Source organism: Faecalibacterium tardum (assembly GCF_040096515.1).
GTDB classification, from domain to species: domain Bacteria; phylum Bacillota; class Clostridia; order Oscillospirales; family Ruminococcaceae; genus Faecalibacterium; species Faecalibacterium tardum.
Genome location: NZ_JBBMEO010000074.1, coordinates 1 through 2,955, shown reverse-complemented (window position 1 = coordinate 2,955; position 2,955 = coordinate 1). Strand labels below are relative to the sequence as shown.

7 protein-coding genes are annotated in these 2,955 nt (G+C 52.0%); all 7 read right to left on the bottom strand.

The annotated features are described in order from the left end of the window. Nucleotides 1-26: 26 nt before the first annotated feature. A complete protein-coding gene (locus tag WMO44_RS14645) occupies nt 27-485 on the bottom strand; it encodes a PcfB family protein (protein WP_349153016.1) in 459 nt (152 codons plus the stop codon). 29 nt (nt 486-514) lie between these two features. Continuing rightward, a complete protein-coding gene (locus WMO44_RS14640; RefSeq protein ID WP_349153015.1) occupies nt 515-961 on the bottom strand; it encodes a DUF3846 domain-containing protein in 447 nt (148 codons plus the stop codon). Then, nucleotides 885-1,085: a hypothetical protein gene (locus tag WMO44_RS14635; protein ID WP_242889539.1), complete on the bottom strand. Its 201-nt coding sequence runs from the start codon at nt 1,083-1,085 to the stop codon at nt 885-887. The genes WMO44_RS14640 and WMO44_RS14635 overlap by 77 nt, the downstream gene beginning before the upstream one ends. Before the next feature lie 41 nt (nt 1,086-1,126). After that, on the bottom strand, nt 1,127-1,366 hold the full coding sequence (locus WMO44_RS14630; protein WP_349153014.1) for a hypothetical protein: 240 nt from the start codon (nt 1,364-1,366) through the stop codon (nt 1,127-1,129). Nucleotides 1,367-1,376: 10 nt separating this feature from the next. Further along, nucleotides 1,377-1,847, bottom strand: coding sequence for a hypothetical protein (locus WMO44_RS14625; RefSeq protein ID WP_349153013.1), 471 nt, complete (start codon nt 1,845-1,847; stop codon nt 1,377-1,379). Between the two features lie 66 nt (nt 1,848-1,913). After that, nucleotides 1,914-2,849 (bottom strand): ParB/RepB/Spo0J family partition protein, encoded by a 936-nt coding sequence (locus WMO44_RS14620; protein WP_349153012.1) that lies wholly within the window; start codon nt 2,847-2,849, stop codon nt 1,914-1,916. Continuing rightward, a partial coding sequence (locus tag WMO44_RS14615; protein ID WP_435387742.1) for a ParA family protein occupies nt 2,806-2,955 on the bottom strand: 150 nt, incomplete at its 5' end. The genes WMO44_RS14615 and WMO44_RS14620, both read right to left, overlap by 44 nt.

The window sequence follows — 2,955 nt, the reverse complement described above, 5'->3', positions numbered from 1 at the left end:
CAGCAGCTTGGAAAGCTTCTTTTTGCTCATAGGCCGCGCTCCTCCTGCTTGTGCCGCACTTTGTCCGGCAGATTTGCGATAGTCTGTGCCAGATCGTGCAGCTTTGCCAGCACGGAAGGACGCTTGGTTTTATCCAGCACCGATGCCGAATATTCCTTGAACGCTACGCTCAAGGCATCCGTGTCCTGTGCCTTGAAGTAGACCAGATACCGGGGCGGCTTGCAGGACAGGTCTTTCTGGATGGAGTAGTCGATGTGATATCGCTTGGCATAACGGTCAAAGTCCTTGATGCCAGTTTTCTGGATCTCCACATTGGTCACGCCACGGTTCTGTCGCACTAGCCGCTTCATGGACTGCTTGCCCTGCGAAGCGTGCTTGTCGTACTGCCGCAGCAGAAACTGCATCCCACGCAGCAGGGTGCGGGCAGACAGTTTTGTGGTCGAGATGGCAAGGTTGACCGTCTTATGCTCGATTTCTTCCTGCATCGTTACCACCTCCTGTGCAGAAAATCGCCTTAACGGTCATGTTCCACCGGGGGCTTACTCACAGCCTTTTCTGCATCACTCTGAACTGATTCATCCGAAACCGGAATGACCATCAGGCGACGCCCCAGAGGGAGAAAGGCTTCGGGTTGATGGAATTCTTCTTCATACTTCTGCGCCAGCTCCGGGGAGAGCGATACAAAATCTTCCTCGCCCAGCCCCACCACCAGAAAGGTTCCGGCAATAACATCGTACATCAGCCCGTCCTCGTCCCATAAGGCCCGGTTCAGCGGCAGACCCATAAGCTTGCCGTCATCGTTATAAACGATGGCAACCGGATCTTCAAAAGGGTAGCTTGCGCCGATGGAACCGCCCACCGCCTGCTGCAAGGCTTTCAGGTCATTATCGATCTCGACCTGCTGCGGATACTGTCCCGGTGTAATTTTCAGCACCGACAGAGTGTTCTCGTTCTGTTCCATTATCTTCCTCCTCAAATTTGATAGTGATTTCCTGCCCAGCACGGGCGGCGTTCAACAGAGCTGCCACAAAGAAGCCGAAAAAGGCACCAGCTTCAAAAATGATAAACGAATAAATATAATTCATAGCGAACCTCCTACATTGACTGAACTGTGAGAAGAATCCTCTCAGGGAGGACGAGGAGCGCTAGACGCGGTGACGGTATGCTTAGTGGAGACATTGGCATGAGTATGCGGTGCGGCATCGGTAGAAAAATAGTCGTACAGAGCATCCCGCAGAGAATGGAAGCAACGAGCATGGTAGTCGTGCAGACGGAGAACCAGAATCTTCAAAACATCAACGGCGGAACAGTAAAAGCCCTCCGTGACTTCTGCGAAACTCTCATAGCAGGTCATTTCGGTATCCATGCTGCACCTCTCAGTCAATGCAGATGCAGACCATCTTCTCGTGGTCAGCCATAAGAGGGACGCTGTTCTCGGCCAGATAGCACTGGATCAGATACAGGTCACTGGTGGTAAGGGCAACAAAGCTGCCATTGGTATCGTAGCGAACAAAGACAACGGCACCGGACAGATACCGCTTGCAAGCCAGTGTGATGACCTGACGAGGGTCGTAACAGAGAGCCAGCGGCACATCGTCGCTGATGCTGTAGCAGGAATCTGCTTCATCGAAGCAAGGCAGGTAACTGCGAACGTTCGCCAGCGGAGTGATAGTCAGTTCGATCTCCGGGGCAATCACGGCGGCGTAAACTTCATCATCACCGAGCTGCCGCTCCAGCACATCGCTCATCTTATTGAAGAAGTCGGTCACAGCATTGTCCATGTGGTTGATTTTCTGGTTCATAGCTTCGATGGTCTTTGCGGTCTTGAGATCAATAGTAGTATTCATAGTGGGTTTCCTCCAAATTTTTGCAAAAAAGAAAGACCCGGTTGGGTCTTACATTCAAAATGTGTGTTAGCGTTCATTCTGCCGCTGCTGTTTGCGTTGCCACTGATCCAGCAGCTTGATGATGGTGTCCTCCATCTGTTTCGGGGTGTAGCTGCGGGGAAAGTATTTCCGCAGGGTTTCGTTTTTGATGACCACCTTGTCCAGCTCGTCCTTTTTTTCTTCTCCCATAACCGCAAAGGCAACGTCATACGAGAAGTGCCCTTCCTGCGCCAGCTTTTTAAGCCGCTGCGCTTGGGAAAGGGACGGTGCATTCTGGGTATCATTCATTGCTTCTAAAAAATCCCGCTGTTGGCTTTCGTCCAGATAGGACAACTCCACAGCGGGATTAAAGGCAATTTTCTTTTCGTCTACCATGTCCAGCAGTTCCGGGATAAGGCTGGTCAGACGGATAAACCTTTGGACATTTCGAGCGTTGTCACCTGATTCATCAGCGACAATATCTCGCGCTTTTGCACCATTTAACTTGTGGCCAAATTGGCCACAAGTTAAATCTGACCTAGCACCTTGATTTTTTAGAGCCTCCAGCTTCATTTTGTAAGCGAAAGCCCTTTCACTGGGCAAGATGTTTTCACGTTGGAGATTCGAGTCCACCATGAGCAAAACTGCGGCATCATCATCCATGTTGCGGACAATGACCGGCAGGGTCTCCAGCCCGGCAAGCTGTGCAGCGTGCTGACGGCGGTGCCCGGAGATGATCTCATAGCCCCCTTCCGGGCGAGGGCGGGCAATCAGCGGAGACAGAACGCCGTACTGTTCCACGCTTTCCACCGTGCGCTGCATGGATTCATCATCCAAAACCTTAAAGGGGTGGTTCTTGAAAGGGAACAGCTCTCCGATGGGAATCTGTTGCACCTGTTCCCGCTGCTGCTCCTGTCGGGATTCTTCCGTGGAGAAAATGTCATCTGCCCCTTTCAGCAACACGTTTAAGCTGTTTTTCGGCATTCGCCATCACCTCCTTTGTCAGAGAGCGGTAGGCTTCTGCCACCTTGCCTTTGGGGTCGTGCTGGAAAATGCTCTTACCCACGGCACTGATCTCCGCAGCACGGAC

Bases quoted from the DNA above. Each gene is read 5' to 3' on its own strand.
- WMO44_RS14645 (WP_349153016.1), bottom strand. From the start codon at position 485: ATGCAGGAAGAAATCGAGCATAAGACGGTCAACCTTGCCATCTCGACC.
- WMO44_RS14640 (WP_349153015.1), bottom strand. From the start codon at position 961: ATGGAACAGAACGAGAACACTCTGTCGGTGCTGAAAATTACACCGGGA.
- WMO44_RS14635 (WP_242889539.1), bottom strand. From the start codon at position 1,085: ATGAATTATATTTATTCGTTTATCATTTTTGAAGCTGGTGCCTTTTTC.
- WMO44_RS14630 (WP_349153014.1), bottom strand. From the start codon at position 1,366: ATGGATACCGAAATGACCTGCTATGAGAGTTTCGCAGAAGTCACGGAG.
- WMO44_RS14625 (WP_349153013.1), bottom strand. From the start codon at position 1,847: ATGAATACTACTATTGATCTCAAGACCGCAAAGACCATCGAAGCTATG.
- WMO44_RS14620 (WP_349153012.1), bottom strand. From the start codon at position 2,849: ATGCCGAAAAACAGCTTAAACGTGTTGCTGAAAGGGGCAGATGACATT.